The following is an 18,992-nucleotide window of genomic DNA, read 5'->3' as shown; positions in this document are numbered from 1 at the left end:
GCCCGAAGCAGGAAAACAGCGGCGGGGTGATTACTCCGCCGCTTCGACCTCTGCCGGAGCATCTTCGAGCGCTGCGAGATAGCGTTCGGCGTCCAGAGCTGCCATGCAGCCCATGCCCGCAGCGGTGACTGCTTGGCGATAGACATGATCGGTCACATCGCCTGCAGCAAACACACCGGGGATCGCCGTCTTGGGCGTGCCGGGCTCGACATCAAGATAGCCGCTGTCATCCATCGACAGCTGCCCCTTGAACAACTCGGTCGCCGGCGCATGGCCGATGGCGACGAAGGCACCGTCGACTTCAAGCGTCGATGTCTCGCCTGTCTGGGTGTCCTTGAGAACAAGGTGATTCAATGCGCCGTTCTCACCTGCCTCGAAGCTTTCAACGGTCTTATTCCAGAGCGTTGATATCTTGGGGTTCTTGAACAGCCGCTCAGCCAAGATCTTCTCACTGCGAAGCTCGTCACGGCGGTGGATCAGGGTCACATCATCGGAATGGTTGGTGAGGTACAGTGCTTCCTCGACGGCCGTGTTACCGCCGCCGATAACCGCGACCTTCTTGCCGCGATAGAAGAACCCGTCGCAAGTCGCGCAAGCAGACACGCCCTTGCCGCCCAGTTCCTGCTCTCCCGGAGCGCCAAGCCACTTGGCCTGAGCACCGGTGGCGATCACAATGGTGTCGGCGATATACTCGTCACCGCTGTCACCCACCGCGCGGAACGGGCTGCCATTCTGCAGATCGACCGAGGTGATGATGTCGTACATCATCTTGGTGCCGACATGCTCAGCCTGGGCCTTCATCTCTTCCATCAACCAAGGGCCCTGCACCACCTCGCGATAGCCGGGATAGTTCTCGACATCGGTGGTTATGGTCAGCTGACCGCCCGGCTGAAGCCCCTGCACTACAATCGGCTCAAGCATCGCACGCGCAGCATAGATAGCGGCGCTGTAACCGGCAGGACCGGAGCCGATGATAAGCATTTTTGTGCGGTGAGTAGCCATGGCGTTGTCTCTCGGAAAATCGATTCAATAGTCAAAGCGTGAATATGGGGACCATGCGCGTCAATGTCACGCCAGGAACCGGCTTCTGAGGAGAGCTTTCCTTGCCTCATCCACACCTAATGTTTCTGCCAAGTAAGCGTCGATCGAACCGTGGTCGCGGGTGACCTCGGTAAAATAGGTCTCGATGTATTCGGGATGCACGCCCATCAGATTGCGGATAGCTTCGGGTTCGATGAAGCCATAATGCGCTTCCATCCGGGGCAGCGATTGGCGTTCCAGAATATGCTGCGTCGGCGCGTCATTGGTGCGCAGGAACTCGGCAATCACGTCATCGCGGTGCGCGCCGAGTACGTGGAGAAGCAGGCTGGCGGCGATGCCCGTACGGTCCTTGCCCGCAAAGCAGTGGACCAGACTGCCACCTTCGCGCGTGGCAAGTGCTTCGAAATAGCGGCTGAACATATCAATCATCGCCGGGTTCACAGGCATACGAGTGTAGACCGAGATCATGCGCCCCCGCGCCTTTTCGGCGGTCATATCTTCTTTGTCCCAGCCGCCTTCATGCGGGGGTGAACTGGTTGTTTCGCCATCAAACGCGATCACATGCGCGTCAAAATCATCATGCCGGCGGCAAGGAAAGCTGGCGCGTTCACTTTCACCACGCAGATCGATGATGGTTCGAATGTCCAGCGCTTGCAAACGCTCCAGATCGTCCTCGCTCGCCTCCATATGCTGACCCGAACGGAACAGAAGACCGGTCTTCACACGCGCACCATCGGCAGCAGCATAGCCGCCGTAATCGCGAAGATTGTGAATGCCGTCGGTGAGAAGAAAGGGGGATTGGGCCACTGGGTTTCCTATCAGACATCGGGAGCAAAAGGTTAAGTACTTTGCCCTGCCCCATAGGCATTATTGTCCAGTGAGCGAAACAGCAAAGCTAGAATGGCATTGTCTATCAACATCCATCGACACATTCCGATGGAGGAAAATTTGGCGCGCATCATTTTTGCGAACTCAAACAACGAATTGGCATCGCGTGTTGCCGCGCTGCTCTGGCGGTTTGGCCACGTTTGCGAGTTTGCCAACCCGGACTTGCCGATCAGCCGTCGCCTGCCTTCTCTGGGGTTCGATCTGCTTGCCGAAGTTGCCGATTCAGATGGAACCCGATCGCATGAGCGCGTTCCTTTTCTGGACCGTGAGCAGATCGCCAGCCTGCGGACTGGGCTGCCCGCGATCATCATGGATGAAGCTGAATGCAAAGAGCTGATTGCAGCCAGCCAGCCACTTGGGGTTCAAAAATGCGACAGGGTGCCGTTGATCACGGAGCATTTCCTGCGGTGGCGCGTGAACGCTAGGATAAATGCAGCCATCGCCAAACACAGCGCGGCGCCTTCGGAAGGGGCTCCGACGGAGCTCTCACCTCTGGTCCGGGCGTCTCGTCTTGTCGATGTCAGTGAACCCGAAACAAGGCTCAAAAGGGCGTAATCAAGAAGCCAAATCTGCGCAGAAAGTCTTCGTCCACCAATGCACGTTGTCATCGCGCACTGTGGCGATCATCGCCTCGTAGCGCGCTTTGCGTTCTTCCAAGGGCATGTCGAGCGCGGTATTGATCGCACGCGCCAATGCGTCCGGACTGTGCGGGTTTACGATCACTGCACCTTCGCGCAATTGCTGCGCGGCGCCTGCAAAGTCAGACAGGATCAGAACACCGGGATCTTCCGGATCCTGAGCCGCCACATATTCCTTTGCGACAAGGTTCATCCCGTCTCGCAGCGGCGTGACCAAACCGATCTTCGCCGCGCGGAAGAAACCGAACAATTCGGCATGACTGTATCCACGGTTCACGTAGCGGATGGGGACAATATCCACCTCGCTGCGCGCTCCGTTGATCTGACCAGTCTTCTGCTCAAGCACCCCGCGGATATGCTGGTAGCTGTCGACATCTTCGCGGCTGGGCGGCGCGATTTGGATGAAGACAAGGTCGCGCGTGCGCTCTTCGTGTTGATCAAAGAAGCGCCCGATGCCGTCAATGCGTTCAGGCAGTCCCTTGGAATAATCGAGGCGGTCTACACCAATCATGCCCACACGGTTGCGGGTTGAGGCAAGGAAGCGTTCCTCGGCAGCCTTCGCTTCTTCTGTCGCGCCGAGCTCTTGGAAATGGTCCCAGTCGATCCCGATGGGATAGGCCCGGGCGATGACCGTGCGCCCCTCATGCTCAATGGTGCCGCTTTCATGGTCGACCTTTGCGCCCAGCTCGTTCTCGCAATAATGCACAAAGCTGGAAAGCCATTCCTCGGTCTGAAAACCGACCAGATCGTAGCTCAGCATGGTCTCGACCAAACGCTGGTGGAAAGGCAACGATGTGAGAAGCCGTGTCGGCGGCCATGGGATGTGCAGGAAGAAACCAATGCGGTTTTTCGCTCCGCGCGAACGCAACCGCTCACCCAGCGGGATCAGGTGATAATCATGGACCCAGATCACGTCGTCTTCGTCGATCAACGGCATAACGCTGTCGGCAAATCGGTCATTGACCCGCTCGTACCCCTTGCCAGTCTCGTTCTCGTATTCGGTCAGGTCGATGCGATAATGGAACAGCGGCCACAGCGTCGAATTGGCATAACCGTTGTAATATTCGTCAACGTCGCGTTTGCTCAGATCAATGGTCGCGGTTGTGACGCCATCGGTCTTTTGCAGGTTCATATTGCCGGTGCGGTCATCGCTTTCCTGTCCGGACCAGCCAAACCACAAACCACCAGCCTCTTTTAGTGCTGAATTGAGCGCGCCTGCGAGACCGCCTTGCGCTCCGACAACGCCGCGCGCCTTGGGCACAGCGACCCGGTTGGAAACGACAACAAGTCTGCTCATCGCACTTCGCTCCACGGTTTCGACAACAGGCCGGCGCAATTGATCACACCCACCAACGAATAAGTCTGGGGGAAGTTGCCCCACAGTTCGCCGGTCTCATAATCGAGGTCTTCGCTAAGCAGACCCGATTGCGTGGTATGACTGAGCATGGTGGTGAAGAGCGTGCGCGCCTCGTCATCACGGCCTGCGAGATGCAGTGCTTCGATCAGCCAGAAGGTGCAGACGTTAAAAGCGGTCTCTGGCGCGCCGAAATCATCCTCTGCGGCATAGCGCAGCATGTGATCACCGCGTCGCAGATGCTCTTCAACGGCAGCAAATGTCTGCTGGAACCGTTCGTTTTCGGGCGAGAGGAAACGCAGCTCGACCATCTGGAGCAAACTTGCATCGAGATAGTCGCTCTCGAAGCTGGCTCCGTAATGCCCGCCATCCCCGTTCTCTTTCCATGCCTCAGACTCGATTTTCGCCCGGATCGTGTCGGCGCGCTCTTTCCAAACCTTGGCGCGGTCTTCTTTGCCGATATGCGCAGCGACATTGGCCAAACGGTCACACGCAGCCCAGCACATCACTGCGGAATAGGTGTGGACCTCTTGCCGCGTGCGGAACTCCCATAGACCAGCATCCGGCTGGTCGTGCATCGCCCAGGCCATCTTGCCGACTTGTTCGAGATTTTCGAAATCGTGTTCAGTCGCCGGGCGCAGAAGGCGCTGGTCGAAGAAGCCCTGCACGCTGGGCAGAACGATCTGACCGTAGCAGTCATATTGCACCTGTTTGTACGCCGCATTGCCGCGCCGCACCGGCCCCATCCCGCGATACCCGGCGAGATAGCTGGCGGTGGTCTCATCCAGCTCGCTTTCGCCCATGACCGAGTAGAGAGGCTGGATCTGACCGCCTTTTGCGCTGTCGACGATGTTGCGCAGATAGGCGAGATACTTCTCCATCACATCCAGCGCGCCCAAGCGGTTCAGCGCCTGAATGGTGTAGTAGGAATCGCGGATCCAGCAGTATCGGTAATCCCAATTGCGCTCCGAATGCGCGGCCTCAGGGATGGAGGTGGTGAGAGCGGCAACAATCGCACCGGTCTCTTCATGCTGACACAGCTTCAACGTAATGGCGCAGCGGATTACCTCGTCCTGCCACTCGAGCGGAATGTGAAGCCCACGCACCCAGTTCTGCCAGTATTTGCGTGTTGCCTGTTCAGCAGAACGGATCGTCTCACGCAGATTGCCGACGTAAGGCTCGTCCGGGCCGAGGAAGAAGTGCGTGTCATTTTCAATGCGGAAGGTGCGCCCTTCCATGATGTATCCCACTGGCGCATCGGTGGAGAGACGCAGCGTGTGATTGCCCGCAATGTAGCGGATGTGATTGGTGCCGCTCGTCGTTTCGGCTAGGCCCGCGCCGTAATTCTTGGTGGGTGCCAGCACGACTTTGATACGCGGATTTCCGGAAATCGGCCTGACAATCCGGGCAAAGGCGACGGGACGGTACATCCGGCCCGAACGCTGAGCGCGAGGACAGAAATCGAGAATTTCAACCGCGCTGCCGTCTGCCGCTTCCAATGTCGTGACAAGGTTTGGCGTGTTGCGGATGTATTCCTGACGTGAGGAGACCTGTCCCTCCAGCTCAAAGCGCCAGATACCAGCGTCGCGTTGATCGCCATTGAGCAAAGCTGAGAACACCGGATCGCCATCAACGCGCGGCACACAGCCCCAAACCAAAGCGCCCGAATGGTCGATCAGGCCAGACACCTGACAATTCCCGATGGGCCAAAGTTCCAGATTGGGCGTGTGGGATTTCTCGGTCATATCGTCTTTCATAAGCCCAGCCAGCGATGCACGGAAGCGACATCGGGAAGTTGATATTGTGCGCATGTGGGCGTGCGCTCACCCACCAGAATGCTTGATCCGCCCATTTCGTTGCAGACTGCAAAGCCCTTCTCGTCGGTCAGATCATCGCCAAGGAAGATCGGACGAGCCCCATCGAACGTGCCGGTCTCCATCAGCGCGGTGACGGCAGTGCCTTTATCGGCCTGACCTGCAACCAGTTCGACCACGCATTTCCCGCTCTGCGCGGTCCACCCATGCTTGGCTGCCAAGGCCTTGCCGAACGCGTCCGTTGCTTCCCCCTTGTCCGGTGCCGAGCGATAATGCAGCGCGCCTCCATGGGGTTTTTCTTCGTAGTCGATACCGTGCTCGTCAGCATAGGCGCGCAGTTCGGTTTCAATGACCTCCGGCAGACCGACCGGCTCGTCTCCCAGTACAGTGCCATCAGCCGCACGAATGTCCGATCCATGCGACCCCGCCGCCGCCAGTTCGAGCGGGCCAATATGCTCCTCGATATCGCCAATTCCGCGCCCGCTCACCACGGCACACCGTCCGCCAAGGCGCGCCTCGAGCTGTTTCAGCATATTGGCCAGTCCGGCAATCGGCTCAATTGCATCGGGTCCGGGAGCAAGCTCTACCAGCGTTCCATCAAAATCGAGGAAGAGTGCAACCGCCTCGGCCTCGAGCCAATGCTCAAGCGGCGGCGGTGCAGAAAGGTCCCCAGATCCCATGCTGCAATGCAATAAGGGATTACCTTGCCGCGTCAATCAAGCGCATTCCTATACGCGGCGCTAAGCCGCTTGCCGCATCAGCAATCCGCGCCCGATCACTTGCGATTGAATCTCCGCTGCGCCTTCGAAGATGTTGAGAATCCGTGCATCGCACAGCACCCGGCTGATAGGGTATTCCAGCGCGTAGCCATTGCCGCCGTGGATTTGCACTGCGTTGTCCGCCGCGCTCCAAGCGGCACGGGCAGCGAGCAGTTTTGCCATGCCTGCCTCGATATCGCAGCGATCCCCGCGATCCTTCTGTCGCGCGGCGAAATAGGTGAGCTCTCTCGTCATCGCAATCTCGGCGACCATCAGTGCCAGCTTGTCTGACACGCGCGGGAATTGCGTGAGCGAGCCGCCGAATTGTTTGCGCCCCTGCGCGTAATCGAGTGCTAGGTCGAAGGCGTTCCAAGCTACACCGATGGCGCGGGCTGCGGTCTGGATACGGGCACCCTCAAACGTGCGCATGAGCTGCTTGAACCCCTGCCCCTCAGCGCCGCCCAACAGCGCATCACCGGCGACATGGAAGCCATCGAACCCGAGCGCGTATTCCTTCATCCCGCGATAACCGAGCACTTCAATCTCGCTGCCATCAATGCCGGTATCCGGGAACGGGTCGGCATCGCTGCCACGCGTCTTTTCGGCGAGCAGCATGGACAGCCCGCGATAGCCAGGCGCATCGGGATCGGTGCGCACCAACATCGTCATCAAGTCCGCGCGCGCAGCGTGGGTGATCCATGTCTTTGCACCATTGACCTGCCAATCATCGTTTGGGGTGCGGCGCGCACGCGTACGAACACTGGCGAGGTCCGATCCGGTGTCGGGTTCGGTAAATACTGCAGTCGGCAGGATCGTACCATCAGCAATCTTTGGCAGGAATTTGGCCTTCTGCTCCTCGGTGCCATTCTCCCCGATCAGTTCACCGGCGATCTCCGACCGCGTTCCGAGCGAGCCTGCACAGATCCACCCGCGCGAGAGTTCTTCGGAAACGACAGACATGGCGAGCTTGCCTTGCCCCAACCCACCAAATCGTTCCTCGATGCAGATACCGAAAACGCCAAGCTCTGCCATTTCAGCAATCACGGCGTCGGGAATGAGCGCATCATCGAGATGCCATTGATGCGCGTGCGGCGTGATGCGGTCCGCGGTGAAGGCACGGAATTGCTCGCGGATGAGATCGAGGGTTTCATCGCCCAAGCTCTCGCAAGGCCGCGCGCCTTCATCCAATGCCTCGGTAAGTTGGGCCCGTGTTTCGACCGTGCTGCCATTACTCATGAATGCCGACACCGCTTCATGTGAAGCTAAGGCGCTTGCCGCATCACTGGCACCAAAAGCATCGGGCCTAACAGTCTCATGCGCGCTCATCGGCACACCATGGATCAGCTGAGCGAGATATTCGCCCAAACCCACGCGAAGGACTAGCTCGTCAGTGGACGCGAAGGCCCCAGCACTGTCGGTGCGCTTCGCCCAGTCTGCAGTTGCCTCAATCGCGGCAACAGTGGATGCGATCCATGCAAAACCATGAACCGCATGCTGTTCTTTAGTCAGCGTATCGGCGTCCAGCTCACCCAAACGATCATCAAGCTTGGCCCGAACAGTGTCGACATAATCACGTGCAGCGCCAGCGGCTTGCTCGGCCTTTGCAATCCAATTGCTCATGGCTGCGTTGCTAGCAGAGCGTGCCGCGCCGTGAACCCCTTACATTTCGGGCGACGCGGCAAACACTCTCCGCAGTCGGATCAGACCGACTTGCTGCACATATAGCTGCTGCGGTCCTCGCCTTCGCCATCGGTGACCTTGGCGTTTCCATCGGCAAGAAAATCGACGACCATGAACCCTTGCTCATCGGTCATCTGCGCCGGACTGCCCTTTGCCTTCAAGGCTATTATCTCCGGCGGCTGGCCCATCGCCATCTCGCTTTGATTGTCAATCTCGACCGAAGCCGAACCATCAGCTTGACGCGTGATGGTCACCTCAACATCGCCCTGATCCTCGCACGTCCATTTGCCGCTCAGGTTCTGGGCAGCTGCTTGAGCCGGTGCCCCTTCGGGTTTCTCTTCCTCAACAGGCGCTTCATCGGCACTCTGCGCCTCACCATCACCTGAGGACTCTTCGGTTGCTTCCGGAGCTTCCGTTTCTTCGCTCTCGGCTTCGGCGGTGGTTTCATTGCATGCTGCGAGCATCAGCGCTGGTGCAACGGCCACGAAGAGTGCGGATTTCAATTTCATATTTGGGTCCCCCTTAACCGTACCGGTCGAGGTACGGTTCTGTGCGTGTGGTCACGATCATATTGCGGAATGTCAACCGAGTGCGCTGGTCAGTAGCGTTTGATCTCTTCAAACGAACGGTCCGGGCGATAGGGCGTAAGAATCTCCGCCTTGCCGCCATCGACAACTTCGGAAGCCGCGAGCTGGCCCAAGATCGGCGCTAACGAGACGCCGCTATGCGCGATTGCAATGTATGCGTTAGGCCGCTCGGGAGAAAAACCCATCACCGGATGACCATCCAGCGGCAAAGGCCGCCAGCCAATGTAGACATCCTCAACTTCGGCGCGTGAAATACCGGGCACGAACAGCTCCGCCGTGGCCATGATCCGTCCTGCATGTTGCCATGCCAGCTCATTGCTCGGGAACGCATTGGGACGGTCTTTCAGGCGCTGCGCATGCGCCTCAGTATCCGGCGCGCCATCCTGTTCACCCAGGACGATGCGACCATCTTTACGCTGGTGGATATGCACACCGGGCGCGACAAGGATGCGCTCAAGCACCGGCTCGAACGGCTTGGTGATCACAATCACACCGGGAGTTGATCGCTGCGGGATATCGATACCCGCGAGAGCCTTCGTCGCCTCTGGCTCAGCGCCGGTTGCCAAAACAAAGGAGTCAACCGTGAGAGGGCCTTTTTCGGTATCTAGCTCCTCTTTGTCCCCGCGCGTAGTCACGCCTTTGACGGCGCAATCGGTCTTGATTTCTGCTCCCATCCTCTTCGCTTTTTCAAGCAAGGTGCGGGCCGCGAGAACAGGATCAAGTGCGCCGTCATTGGGAGAGAATGCCACCGTGGGCGTGGTCCCGAAATCAACCTTCGGCTCAAGTTTGTTGAGCTCGGCGCCCGCGACCATGCGAGCCGGCTCTCCCCATTCGATCTGTTCTGCAATCTGTTCGACCAACTTTGCCTGGCGGTCGGCGTCGGCGAACCATTCTACCGAACCACCCCATTTGATCGGGATGGAAAGCTCTTCCTCAAGCTCCTTCCATCTGGCGAGACCAAGCTGATTGAGGCGGTGATACGCCTGCGGTTGCTTTGCCCAAGTCGCATTGAGCCACGCGAAGGTACCCCGGCTCGCGCGGGTCGCGATATCGTGCCGGTCCAGCACGGTAACCTTCGCGCCCAGCTTGGCCAGGTGATAGGCAATGGAAGCGCCAACAATTCCCGCGCCGATCACTGCGACGTGCTTTTGCGGAAGCGCGGACGGATCGCCGCACGATACCGCCAGCGGAGCAACCGCACCCAGCGTCAAAGCCCCTCTGCGTGATACTGACGGCATAATCCCCCTCATGGCTTGGATCGCCAATTGCTTATCGCCCCTTCCCGTCCACGCGCAACATGCTACAAACAAGTCTCAAGGCGAAACCCAAATACCGCCACATAGGGATGAGAGACAAGCATATGACCGACGTGATGGAGAAAAAAGCCGCCTTTCGCACCATGACCGAAGGGACGCAGGAGGATTGGGACATCATCGTCTCGCACGCCCGCAGCTTCGCCCCTAATGGTGGCGCGCGGGTGCTTGAGCATCTGAAACTGCTCGACGGCGACTTTGGCGGATTTCCGGTCGATCGGCTGACGCACTGCCTGCAAACCGCGACCCGCGCGCACCGCGATGGGAAGCCGGAAGATTACGTTGTAATGGCGCTGCTGCACGACATTGGCGACACGCTGGGCGCGTTCAACCATGCCGATATTGCCGCCGCGATCATGGAGCCGTTCCTTTCGGAAGAGCTATATTGGATCGTGAAGCACCACGCGATTTTCCAGGGCAACAACTTCTTCCACTTCATCGGGCTGGACCCCGACATGCGCGACAAGTTCAAGGACTCGCCGCACTATGACGCAACAGTCGAGTTCGTTGAGAAGTATGACTGCCCCGCGTTCGACCCGGATTACGACTCCCTGCCGCTCGAGTTCTTCGAGCCGATGGTGATGCGCTTCTTCGAAAAACCGCGCGCGAGCATGTACAAAAAGGCGATGGATTAAACTCCACCTTACCCCCATTCGAGAATTGGAGACGACACAATGGCAACTGTGATGGAACACAAGGGCGCAGCCGACGACAGCCACATCCGTGGATCGGTAAGCGAGGAAGAATGGGCAGTCCGCGTTGATCTCGCCGCAGCCTATCGCCTTGTTGCACACTATGGCTGGGATGACCTGATCTTCACCCACCTCTCTGCCCGTGTACCGGGGCCAGAGCATCACTTCCTCATCAACCCGTATGACATGATGTTTGAAGAGATCACCGCGTCGTCACTAGTGAAGATCGACGTTGAAGGTCAGCCAGTTCTGCCGACGTCGCATCCGGTGAACCCTGCCGGTTTTACCATCCACTCGGCGCTGCACATGAATTGTGACGATGCGCATTCGGTGATGCACCTTCATACGCCGGACGGTCAGGCCGTCAGCGCGATGGCCGATGGCTTGATGGAGCACACGCAGACCGGAATGATCGCGCGGCACGATATCGCCTATCACGAGTATGAAGGCATCGCGACCGACCTTGAGGAGCGCGAACGTCTGGTAGAGGATATGGGCGACAAACACGCCATGATCCTGCGCAACCACGGCACGCTGACGATCGGCAAATCCGTTGGTGAATGCTTCCTGCGGCTGTACTTCCTTGAGCGTGCGTGCACCGCACAGGTCCGCATGCTGAGTGCGGGTCGCGAAAACCTCCACAACCCGCCTCAAGGCACGCCGCAGAAGGTGGAGAGCCAAACTCCCGCTGCTGGCGTAGGTATGATCGCTGGTGCGCTGGCTTGGCCAGCCCTGCTTCGAAAGCTTGACCGGATCGACCCAAGCTTCCGCGACTAATCAAACAATTTGCCCGGGTTTCGCGCGGAAGGGAGAGGCCGCGCGGCCTGGGCATTTTTGTGTCTGCAATCCGCGTACTGCTGAGGGTCTGCTCGATCACCACTTGATATTTGCCTGTAATTGCATATTTCATGAATTATGCAATTACAGGCCATGGAACAAACCGCGTCACGCGTCAGTGCACTGCTTAAGCTGCTGTCCAATCCGGATCGGCTGATGACCCTGTGCCATCTGGCGCAGGGTGAAATGTCGGCTGGCGATCTGGGCGAAGCGCTGGGCAAGAAGGCCCCCGCCATGTCGCAGCAGCTCTCAGTCTTGCGGCGCGAGAAGATCATCGAGGCGCGCCGTGACGGGCAGTCGATTTTTTACCGCATTGCCGATGAGGATGCCGAGGCCATTATGACATTTCTCTATGAACGCTTCTGCAGCGAGGAGGCGCAGGCATGACCACCCCCAACGTCACCACCTTCTTTGACGAAGACACCAACAATGCGAGCCACATCGCCGCCGACCCGGCAACGGGGGTTTGCGCGATTTACGACCCGCTGCTCGACTACGATCAGGCGACGGGCCGCACATCGACCCGTTCAGCTGACACAATCGTCGAGCATGTCGAGAAACACGGCCTAACCGTCGCGTGGATCATCGACACGCATATCCACGCCGATCACATCTCCGCCGCGCAATATCTCAAGGGAATACTTGGCGGGAAAATCGGCGTCGGCGCGCATATCCGCGAAGTGCAGGCGATCTTTGGCAAGCTGTTCAATGTCGAGGATGACTTCCGTTTTGACGGCAGCCAATTCGATCATCTGTTTGAAGATGGCGAAACCTACCGCTTCGGCAATCTCGAAGCGACCGCCCTTCATACGCCTGGCCACACGCCCGCTTGCATGACCCATCTGGTCGGCGACGCGGCGTTTGTGGGCGACACGCTCTTCATGCCGGATTACGGCACCGCTCGATGCGATTTTCCGGGTGGTGATGCGCGGGCGCTGTACCAATCGATCCAGCGCATATTTGCCCTGCCCGACGAAACGCGCATCTTCCTCAATCACGATTATCTGCCAGCGGATCGAAGCGAATATTCGTGGCAAACCACTGTCGGTGAGCAGCGCGCGCAGAACATCCATATCCGCGAGGGCATCGGCGAAGAGGAATTCGTCTCCATGCGTAGCGCGCGCGACAAAACGCTCACCGCGCCCAAACTTATTATCCCCTCCGTGCAGGTGAACATGCGCGCTGGGGAGTTTCCACCCGCCGAAGACAACGGCGTCCGTTATCTCAAAATCCCGGTAGACACTCTATGACCTTGCCCGGTTTTCCAAATGCCATGCCCGTTGAAGGCTTTATCGGCGGCATACTGATTGGCTTCGTCGCCGCACTCATGCTGTTGGGCTCCGGCCGGATCGCAGGTGTAAGCGGCATCGCCGCGCGCGCGCTCAAGATCGCCGATTCCAGTCTGCCCATCCCTGCTGCATGGCTCTTTGTCGGAGGGCTCGTTTTGGGTGCTTTCGCCATCAACAATTTCGGTGCTCCGGTGGAAACGACCTTCCCGCCTTCGACAGTGCTGCTTGTCGCCGGAGGCTTGCTGGTCGGCTTCGGCACACGATTGGGCAGCGGCTGCACCAGTGGTCACGGCGTGTGCGGCATGTCTCGCCTTTCGCCGCGCTCCCTAATCGCGACCGGGACCTTCATTGTCAGCGGCATGGTGACTGTTGCTCTTGCTAATGCAATCGGAGGAGGCTGGTGATGCGCGATGGATTGGTAGCGCTCGTTTCCGGAATCCTGTTTGGTACGGGTTTGGCAATTTCCGGCATGATGGACCCCACGCGTGTGCGCGGGTTCCTCGACATCCTCGGCAATTGGGATCCGACGCTTGCCTTCGTTATGGGCGGTGCGCTTTTGGTTATGGCTCTCACTTGGATCATTCAGGGTAAGCTAGCGCGGCCCGTCTTCGCGGACACATTCAAGCTACCCGGCACGTCCATAATCGATGGCAAACTTATCAGCGGATCGGTGCTGTTTGGCGCTGGCTGGGGCATCGCAGGGCTTTGTCCGGGCCCCGCAATTGGAGCGCTGGTAGTCGAACCACTCTCTGCAGCGATTTTCGTGGGCAGCATGGTCGGCGGCATGGCGCTTCACCGTGTAATCAGTCAGTAATCTACCAGTATGGAGCGGGATCAATCCGAACAGGCGAAGCAAGCCTATGGCCTTGCGCGCTATTTCCCGATTCTTGATTGGGGGCGCGAATACAATCGCGGGATATTGACCGATGATCTAATGGCGGCCGTGATCGTCACGATCATGCTGATCCCGCAAAGCCTAGCCTATGCGCTGCTGGCCGGATTGCCTCCGGTGGTGGGGCTGTACGCCTCGATCCTACCCCTCGTGCTCTACGCCATTTTCGGAACCAGCCGCACATTGGCCGTTGGACCAGTCGCGGTCATCTCCTTGATGACAGCCAGCGCAGCCGGAGCGGTCGCGGCACAAGGAACCACCGAATATCTCGAGGCAGCCATCACGCTGGCTATGCTGTCGGGGATCATGCTCGCAATCCTCGGCTTCTTGCGCGCGGGCTTCCTCGCGAACCTACTATCTCACCCTGTCATTAGCGGGTTTATCACCGCGAGCGGCGTCCTGATCGCGACAAGCCAGCTCAAACATATGCTCGGCATCGAGGCGGGCGGCGACACATGGCCTGCCATGCTCTCCTCGCTGGCAAGCAGTATCACCAACACCAATGTCTGGACCATCGCGGTAAGCGTGCCTGTTCTCATATTCCTGTTCTGGGCACGGCGCGGCGCGAAGGGGCTTTGCGAACCATCGGCCTGCCCGAACGAGCCGCCGATATGTCCGCAAAGGCCGCGCCGGTCGTCGCGGTGATGCTCACCATCCTTGCCGTCGTCGCGTTCGATTTGGGTGCCAAGGACGTGAATCTGGTCGGCGCCATCCCGCAGGGTTTGCCCCCGTTTGCCATGCCCAGCACCGATCTTTCGTTGATCGAGAAGCTGTGGGTTCCCGCCCTGCTGATCTCAATCATCGGCTTTGTCGAAAGCGTTTCGGTCGCACAAACCCTTGCAGCCAAACGTCGCCAACGGATTTCGCCTGATCAGGAACTGATTGGTCTGGGCACCGCCAACATCGCCAGTGCTTTTTCGGGCGCCTATCCGGTAACAGGTGGTTTTGCGCGTTCTGCGGTCAATTTCGATGCAGGCGCTCAAACACCTGCGGCAGGCGCCTACACCGCCGTGGGCATCGGCTTGGCGACACTGTTTTTGACGCCGCTGCTTTCAAACCTTCCGATCGCCACCCTCGCCGCGACCATTATTGTCGCCGTTCTGAGCCTCGTGGACCTGAAAACACCGGGCAATCTGTGGCGCTATTCCAAAGCTGATTTCAGCGCGCACTTCGCGACCATCGCCATCACCCTGCTGGTCGGCGTGGAAATGGGGGTGGTGGCGGGAGTTGCGGTGGGTCTGCTCCTATATCTCTGGCGCGCCAGCCGTCCGCATGCCGCCATTGTCGGCCGCGTTCCCGAGACCGAACATTTCCGCAATGTCGAGCGGCACAATGTCTTCACCGTGCCCCACGTCCTCTCGATCCGGATCGACGAGGCGCTGACCTATCTCAACGCGCGCTGGCTGGAGGAATACATCCTCGAACAGGTCGCCGACCGGCCAGCTGTGCGCCACGTGGTTCTAATGTTCAGTGCCGTCAATGAAGTGGACGCATCCGCGCTCGAAAGCCTTGAGGCCATCAACCACCGGCTTGGCGATGGCGGGATCGGCCTGCACTTATCCGAGGTCAAAGGACCTGTGATGGACCGCCTGAAGAAGAGCTACCTGATCGATGACCTCAATGGCAAAGTGTATCTCACCCAAGCAAAAGCCTTTGCAGAGGTATCGCTGGATACTGGCGAGCCACCACCACCCGTGGACCATTACATGGCGCGCGGGCTGATCTGATTGTTCTGGTCGGTTGAATTGTGTGTTGGTAGCGGAGGAGGGACTCGAACCCCCGACACATGGATTATGATTCCACTGCTCTAACCACCTGAGCTACTCCGCCTCACCAAGCCCGACTTGGAGGGCATCCCGAAATGGTCAATCAATCGGGATTCGCGAGGCAGATTTGCCTCAAACGAGCGGCGCATCTAGGCGCGCTTTGCGTCGTGGTCAACCACCCTTGCGCGCCTTTATGGCCTCTCCTTGCCACGAAACGCACTCGACTTGATTTGCTCCCACGGGCCACCTTGATAGAGATGCAGTTCCAGTGCGGGGAAGACGAAGCGTTTGAGCGGGATTTCGGGCGCCAGTTCTGCCTGCAAAGCGCGCGCTTCCCGCTTCGTCACCTTGTTCTGAATGGTGATGTGCGGGCGCGGTTCGTAGAGGTCCTGCGCGGTCAGGCTGCCGTGGAAATGCTCCGCAATCATTTCCCGCAAGGTCAACAATTGCGGGCTGGAAAGCGCAATAGCGGTGCCCGTGCCAAGGTCCATCAAACCGGTGATATTCGCCTCGGGAGCGGCAAACTCAGCCGTCACACGCGGCAGAAAATCGCGCAATTCATCCAGCAGCGATGGCGCGAAAGAGTGGAACATGGTCACATGCGCGTGCAGGTGGTTGCGCTCTTCCGGGTAATGCGCGCGTCGCAGGCCTTCGGCCCAGCCTTGAATGTCAGGAGGTAGCTTCGCCGTTACAATGAACGGTTTGCTTACGTTATCCATTGGTCGCACGGCCGAACCGAAAAACCGGTACCCACTTTTTCTGGCCACGCTCCCAGCATTTACATCTCGCCGCGCTCACGGCGGATCGCATACCAGCGGCCAACAGCCTCTTCATGCTCGGCATTGGTCTTGTTGAACTCATGCCCGCCGGTGCCATCCGCGACCATAAACAGGTACTCGTGCTTTTCGGGGTTAAGCACAGCGGCAATGCTTTCGCGCCCGGGATTGGTGATCGGACCAACCGGCAGCTCGCTGCGGGTATATGTGTTGTAGCCGTTCACTGCGGCGATTTCCGATTGACGAATACGGCGTCCAAGCGGCTTGCCCTTGGTGATCGGGTAGATAATCGTCGGGTCAGCCTGAAGCGGAATGCCCTGCTTCACGCGGTTGGAATAGAGGCCAGCGACCGTACGGCGCTCAGACGGTTTCCCGGTTTCTTTCTCGACGATGGAGGCAAGCGTCAGCGCTTCTTTGATCGTTGACACCGCAATGTCTTCTTTGCGCTCTGACCATGCCGTGGCGACATAGTCATCCATAGCCTTCTGCATTTGATCAATCAGCGACTGGCGCGATTGGCCGCGCTGGAATGCGTAGGTGTCAGGCAGAATTGAACCCTCCGCAGGGATGTCGATATCGCCCGTCAGCAGCTCTTCAGCCATCAACCGTTCTTTGACCAGAATGGAAGGCATGCCCTCTGGAATGGTCACAAAGCGGCGGACGACATCGCCAGTCTGAAACGCGACGAGGATCTCGCCCTGATTCATATCGGGCGTCAGATTAAATTCACCGGTTTGGATCGGGTCCGAAGAGCCAAGCAGCTTGGCGCGCAGCACAAAGCCGTCCGCAGACGAGATCAACCCCGCCTCTTCTAGCTTGCCTGCAACCTTGCTGACAGAGTCGCCCGGTTCGATGATGAAGGTAGTTTCTTCCTCAATCGTCGCGCCGCCCAACATCGTGCCCGCAAACAGCGCGCCGCCGCCGATGGCGACAACAAGCAAAAGCCCGACAACAACCGCCAGCTTCTTCACCGGATCAGTCGACCTTCTGCATGATCAGCGAGGCGTTGGTGCCGCCAAAACCAAAGCTGTTGTTGAGCACCGCGTTCACTTCGCGCTTCTTCGCCTTCAGGGGCACAAGATCGATGCCATCGGTGCCTTCATCCGGATTGTGCAGATTGAGCGTCGGTGGAACCACACCGTCACGCATAGCAAGCACGCAGAAGACCGCCTCAACCGCGCCTGCACCGCCCAGAAGGTGGCCGATGGCAGATTTGGTCGAACTCATCGAAGCACCGCCCAGATCATCGCCAAGCACGCGCTTAACAGCGGCCAATTCGATTGTGTCTGCCATGGTGCTGGTGCCGTGCGCATTTACATAGTCGATCTCACCGGGCTCCAGGCCTGCCTTGCGCATTGCCATGCGCATAGCGAGCTCCGCACCCTTACCTTCGGGATGAGGTGCGGTGACGTGATAGGCGTCACCCGACAGGCCATAACCAGTCACTTCGGCGTAAATCTTCGCGCCGCGTGCCTTGGCATGTTCGTATTCTTCGAGCACGAGAACGCCTGCGCCCTCGCCCATCACAAAGCCTTCGCGATCCTTGTCATAGGGTCGGCTCGCCTCGGTCGGGCGGTCGTTGAAACTGGTGTTGAGCGCGCGGGCCTGTGCGAAGCCAGCGATGCCCAGCGGATTGACAGTGCTTTCCGCGCCGCCTGCCAGCATAATGTCGGCATCGTCCATCGCGATCATGCGCGCGGCATCGCCAATCGAGTGCGCACCTGTCGAACAAGCAGTCACGACGGCATGGTTGGGGCCCATAAAGCCGTATTTGATCTGAACCTGTCCGGTGACGAGGTTGATAAGACGGCCATGGACAAAGTGCGGACTAACGCGGCCCGGCCCCCGCTCGTGCAGGTTGACCGATTCTTTCTCGATCCCCGGCAGACCGCCAATACCGGCGCCGATGGAGCAACCAACGCGCTCCTTCTCTTCATCAGAAAGATCGGTCAGGCCAGCGTCTTCCAACGCCTGTCCTGCCGCATCGATGCCGTAGACGATGAAGGGATCGACCTGGCGCTGGATCTTGCCGTCAACGCGCTTGTCCGCATCAAAGCCCCACGGGTGATCCTTTCCCTTCACCTCGCAAGCGATGGTGCACTTTTGACCTTCTGGATCAAAGCTGGTGATCGGACCTGCACCGCTTTCGCCGGCGATCAGGTTCTTCCACGAGGTTTCGACATCTCCGCCAAGCGGCGTGACAAGGCCAAGTCCGGTTACGACAACACGGCGCATCAATCTCTCCAAATACAAGGCGCGGCGCGAATGGCCGGTTCCTTAAACACCACAGGCCCGCGACCCTTTCGGGACTCGGGCCTGTCGATATCAGTCACCCGCCGCGCGGCGGGCAGCATAGGCTGGCTTAGCCTTTGTGCTCTTCGATGAATTTCGTCGCATCGCCAACGGTGCTGATCTTCTCAGCCGCATCGTCGGGGATTTCCACGCCGAATTCTTCTTCGAAAGCCATAACGAGTTCTACGATGTCGAGGCTGTCTGCGCCCAGATCATCGATGAAGCTGGCTTCCTGAGTTACCTTGTCGCCTTCGACGCCAAGATGCTCGACAACAATTTTCTGCACGCGGTCGGCAGTATCGCTCATGTGTATCCCTCTTAAATTTGGGCTGTTGAATTGCCTTTCGCCCTAATGAACGGCGAAGTGCCTTGCAA

The 18,992-nt window shown here is 58.8% G+C and carries 21 protein-coding genes and 1 tRNA gene; 9 read left to right on the top strand and 13 right to left on the bottom strand.

From position 1 onward, the window contains the following. Nucleotides 1-30: 30 nt before the first annotated feature. Nucleotides 31-1,002, bottom strand: coding sequence for a thioredoxin-disulfide reductase (gene trxB / locus AC0V6K_RS12605; RefSeq protein WP_472622753.1), 972 nt, complete (start codon nucleotides 1,000-1,002; stop codon nucleotides 31-33). Nucleotides 1,003-1,068: 66 nt separating this feature from the next. Beyond that, entirely contained in the window at nucleotides 1,069-1,848 is a 780-nt protein-coding gene (locus AC0V6K_RS12600; RefSeq protein ID WP_472622751.1) for a tyrosine-protein phosphatase, read from the bottom strand. Nucleotides 1,849-1,989: 141 nt separating this feature from the next. Here AC0V6K_RS12600 and AC0V6K_RS12595 point away from each other — a divergent pair, with 141 nt between their 5' ends. After that, nucleotides 1,990-2,484 carry a hypothetical protein gene (locus AC0V6K_RS12595; RefSeq protein WP_486172656.1) on the top strand — a complete coding sequence of 165 codons (495 nt, stop codon included), beginning with the start codon at nucleotides 1,990-1,992 and terminating at the stop codon, nucleotides 2,482-2,484. Here AC0V6K_RS12595 and AC0V6K_RS12590 read toward each other — a convergent pair whose 3' ends face one another. The 6 genes from AC0V6K_RS12590 to AC0V6K_RS12565 form a co-directional block, all read right to left on the bottom strand. Then, nucleotides 2,485-3,864 carry an alpha,alpha-trehalose-phosphate synthase (UDP-forming) gene (locus tag AC0V6K_RS12590; RefSeq protein ID WP_472622747.1) on the bottom strand — a complete coding sequence of 460 codons (1,380 nt, stop codon included), beginning with the start codon at nucleotides 3,862-3,864 and terminating at the stop codon, nucleotides 2,485-2,487. It lies immediately after the preceding gene. After that, on the bottom strand, nucleotides 3,861-5,666 hold the full coding sequence (locus AC0V6K_RS12585; RefSeq protein WP_472622745.1) for a glycoside hydrolase family 15 protein: 1,806 nt from the start codon (nucleotides 5,664-5,666) through the stop codon (nucleotides 3,861-3,863). The genes AC0V6K_RS12590 and AC0V6K_RS12585 overlap by 4 nt, the downstream gene beginning before the upstream one ends. A gap of 8 nt (nucleotides 5,667-5,674) precedes the next feature. Continuing rightward, on the bottom strand, nucleotides 5,675-6,415 hold the full coding sequence (gene otsB / locus AC0V6K_RS12580) for a trehalose-phosphatase (protein WP_472622743.1): 741 nt from the start codon (nucleotides 6,413-6,415) through the stop codon (nucleotides 5,675-5,677). A gap of 60 nt (nucleotides 6,416-6,475) precedes the next feature. Continuing rightward, a complete protein-coding gene (locus tag AC0V6K_RS12575; protein ID WP_472622741.1) occupies nucleotides 6,476-8,113 on the bottom strand; it encodes an acyl-CoA dehydrogenase family protein in 1,638 nt (545 codons plus the stop codon). A gap of 80 nt (nucleotides 8,114-8,193) precedes the next feature. Further along, complete coding sequence (locus AC0V6K_RS12570; protein ID WP_472622739.1) at nucleotides 8,194-8,682, bottom strand: hypothetical protein; 489 nt, start codon at nucleotides 8,680-8,682, stop codon at nucleotides 8,194-8,196. Between the two features lie 89 nt (nucleotides 8,683-8,771). After that, nucleotides 8,772-9,998 carry an NAD(P)/FAD-dependent oxidoreductase gene (locus AC0V6K_RS12565; RefSeq protein ID WP_472622737.1) on the bottom strand — a complete coding sequence of 409 codons (1,227 nt, stop codon included), beginning with the start codon at nucleotides 9,996-9,998 and terminating at the stop codon, nucleotides 8,772-8,774. Nucleotides 9,999-10,120: 122 nt separating this feature from the next. On the opposite strand from AC0V6K_RS12565, the gene AC0V6K_RS12560 reads away from it, so the two are divergent. The 8 genes from AC0V6K_RS12560 to AC0V6K_RS12525 all read left to right on the top strand — a co-directional run bounded on the left by AC0V6K_RS12560 (nucleotide 10,121) and on the right by AC0V6K_RS12525 (nucleotide 15,510). After that, entirely contained in the window at nucleotides 10,121-10,708 is a 588-nt protein-coding gene (locus AC0V6K_RS12560) for an HD domain-containing protein (RefSeq protein WP_472622735.1), read from the top strand. Between the two features lie 39 nt (nucleotides 10,709-10,747). After that, nucleotides 10,748-11,542, top strand: coding sequence for a class II aldolase/adducin family protein (locus AC0V6K_RS12555; protein WP_472622733.1), 795 nt, complete (start codon nucleotides 10,748-10,750; stop codon nucleotides 11,540-11,542). Nucleotides 11,543-11,695: 153 nt separating this feature from the next. Beyond that, a complete protein-coding gene (locus tag AC0V6K_RS12550) occupies nucleotides 11,696-11,989 on the top strand; it encodes an ArsR/SmtB family transcription factor (protein WP_472622731.1) in 294 nt (97 codons plus the stop codon). Next, a complete protein-coding gene (locus tag AC0V6K_RS12545; RefSeq protein ID WP_472622729.1) occupies nucleotides 11,986-12,852 on the top strand; it encodes an MBL fold metallo-hydrolase in 867 nt (288 codons plus the stop codon). The genes AC0V6K_RS12550 and AC0V6K_RS12545 overlap by 4 nt, the downstream gene beginning before the upstream one ends. Then, nucleotides 12,849-13,295: a YeeE/YedE family protein gene (locus tag AC0V6K_RS12540; RefSeq protein WP_472622727.1), complete on the top strand. Its 447-nt coding sequence runs from the start codon at nucleotides 12,849-12,851 to the stop codon at nucleotides 13,293-13,295. The genes AC0V6K_RS12545 and AC0V6K_RS12540 overlap by 4 nt, the downstream gene beginning before the upstream one ends. Then, entirely contained in the window at nucleotides 13,295-13,705 is a 411-nt protein-coding gene (locus tag AC0V6K_RS12535) for a DUF6691 family protein (protein WP_472622725.1), read from the top strand. Before AC0V6K_RS12540 ends, AC0V6K_RS12535 begins: the two co-directional genes overlap by 1 nt. Before the next feature lie 9 nt (nucleotides 13,706-13,714). Further along, nucleotides 13,715-14,428 (top strand): SulP family inorganic anion transporter, encoded by a 714-nt coding sequence (locus tag AC0V6K_RS12530; protein ID WP_472622723.1) that lies wholly within the window; start codon nucleotides 13,715-13,717, stop codon nucleotides 14,426-14,428. Further along, nucleotides 14,395-15,510, top strand: a complete 1,116-nt coding sequence (locus tag AC0V6K_RS12525; RefSeq protein WP_472622721.1) for a SulP family inorganic anion transporter — start codon at nucleotides 14,395-14,397, stop codon at nucleotides 15,508-15,510. Before AC0V6K_RS12530 ends, AC0V6K_RS12525 begins: the two co-directional genes overlap by 34 nt. A 26-nt stretch (nucleotides 15,511-15,536) precedes the next feature. On the opposite strand, the gene AC0V6K_RS12520 is transcribed toward AC0V6K_RS12525, so the two are convergent. The 5 genes from AC0V6K_RS12520 to AC0V6K_RS12500 form a co-directional block, all read right to left on the bottom strand. Then, nucleotides 15,537-15,613: transfer RNA gene (locus AC0V6K_RS12520), tRNA-Met, on the bottom strand. A 127-nt stretch (nucleotides 15,614-15,740) separates the two neighbouring features. After that, a complete protein-coding gene (locus AC0V6K_RS12515) occupies nucleotides 15,741-16,268 on the bottom strand; it encodes a 2'-5' RNA ligase family protein (RefSeq protein ID WP_472622719.1) in 528 nt (175 codons plus the stop codon). 59 nt (nucleotides 16,269-16,327) lie between these two features. After that, nucleotides 16,328-17,296 (bottom strand): endolytic transglycosylase MltG, encoded by a 969-nt coding sequence (mltG, locus tag AC0V6K_RS12510; RefSeq protein ID WP_472622717.1) that lies wholly within the window; start codon nucleotides 17,294-17,296, stop codon nucleotides 16,328-16,330. Nucleotides 17,297-17,300: 4 nt separating this feature from the next. Beyond that, nucleotides 17,301-18,560 (bottom strand): beta-ketoacyl-ACP synthase II, encoded by a 1,260-nt coding sequence (gene fabF, locus AC0V6K_RS12505; RefSeq protein WP_472622715.1) that lies wholly within the window; start codon nucleotides 18,558-18,560, stop codon nucleotides 17,301-17,303. Nucleotides 18,561-18,687: 127 nt separating this feature from the next. Further along, nucleotides 18,688-18,924, bottom strand: a complete 237-nt coding sequence (locus tag AC0V6K_RS12500; protein WP_067596821.1) for an acyl carrier protein — start codon at nucleotides 18,922-18,924, stop codon at nucleotides 18,688-18,690. Nucleotides 18,925-18,992 lie beyond the last annotated feature (68 nt).

This window comes from Erythrobacter sp. S43 (genome assembly GCF_057364955.1).
Note: the sequence above shows the minus strand (reverse complement) of the source record. Positions and strands in the feature narration are given on the sequence as shown.

Bases quoted from the DNA above. Each gene is read 5' to 3' on its own strand.
- trxB (WP_472622753.1), bottom strand. From the start codon at position 1,002: ATGGCTACTCACCGCACAAAAATGCTTATCATCGGCTCCGGTCCTGCC.
- AC0V6K_RS12590 (WP_472622747.1), bottom strand. From the start codon at position 3,864: ATGAGCAGACTTGTTGTCGTTTCCAACCGGGTCGCTGTGCCCAAGGCG.
- AC0V6K_RS12585 (WP_472622745.1), bottom strand. From the start codon at position 5,666: ATGACCGAGAAATCCCACACGCCCAATCTGGAACTTTGGCCCATCGGG.
- otsB (WP_472622743.1), bottom strand. From the start codon at position 6,415: ATGGGATCTGGGGACCTTTCTGCACCGCCGCCGCTTGAGCATTGGCTC.
- AC0V6K_RS12575 (WP_472622741.1), bottom strand. From the start codon at position 8,113: ATGAGCAATTGGATTGCAAAGGCCGAGCAAGCCGCTGGCGCTGCACGT.
- AC0V6K_RS12570 (WP_472622739.1), bottom strand. From the start codon at position 8,682: ATGAAATTGAAATCCGCACTCTTCGTGGCCGTTGCACCAGCGCTGATG.
- AC0V6K_RS12565 (WP_472622737.1), bottom strand. From the start codon at position 9,998: ATGCCGTCAGTATCACGCAGAGGGGCTTTGACGCTGGGTGCGGTTGCT.
- AC0V6K_RS12560 (WP_472622735.1), top strand. From the start codon at position 10,121: ATGACCGACGTGATGGAGAAAAAAGCCGCCTTTCGCACCATGACCGAA.
- AC0V6K_RS12555 (WP_472622733.1), top strand. From the start codon at position 10,748: ATGGCAACTGTGATGGAACACAAGGGCGCAGCCGACGACAGCCACATC.
- AC0V6K_RS12550 (WP_472622731.1), top strand. From the start codon at position 11,696: ATGGAACAAACCGCGTCACGCGTCAGTGCACTGCTTAAGCTGCTGTCC.
- AC0V6K_RS12545 (WP_472622729.1), top strand. From the start codon at position 11,986: ATGACCACCCCCAACGTCACCACCTTCTTTGACGAAGACACCAACAAT.
- AC0V6K_RS12540 (WP_472622727.1), top strand. From the start codon at position 12,849: ATGACCTTGCCCGGTTTTCCAAATGCCATGCCCGTTGAAGGCTTTATC.
- AC0V6K_RS12535 (WP_472622725.1), top strand. From the start codon at position 13,295: ATGCGCGATGGATTGGTAGCGCTCGTTTCCGGAATCCTGTTTGGTACG.
- AC0V6K_RS12530 (WP_472622723.1), top strand. From the start codon at position 13,715: ATGGAGCGGGATCAATCCGAACAGGCGAAGCAAGCCTATGGCCTTGCG.
- AC0V6K_RS12525 (WP_472622721.1), top strand. From the start codon at position 14,395: ATGTCCGCAAAGGCCGCGCCGGTCGTCGCGGTGATGCTCACCATCCTT.
- AC0V6K_RS12515 (WP_472622719.1), bottom strand. From the start codon at position 16,268: ATGGATAACGTAAGCAAACCGTTCATTGTAACGGCGAAGCTACCTCCT.
- fabF (WP_472622715.1), bottom strand. From the start codon at position 18,560: ATGCGCCGTGTTGTCGTAACCGGACTTGGCCTTGTCACGCCGCTTGGC.
- AC0V6K_RS12500 (WP_067596821.1), bottom strand. From the start codon at position 18,924: ATGAGCGATACTGCCGACCGCGTGCAGAAAATTGTTGTCGAGCATCTT.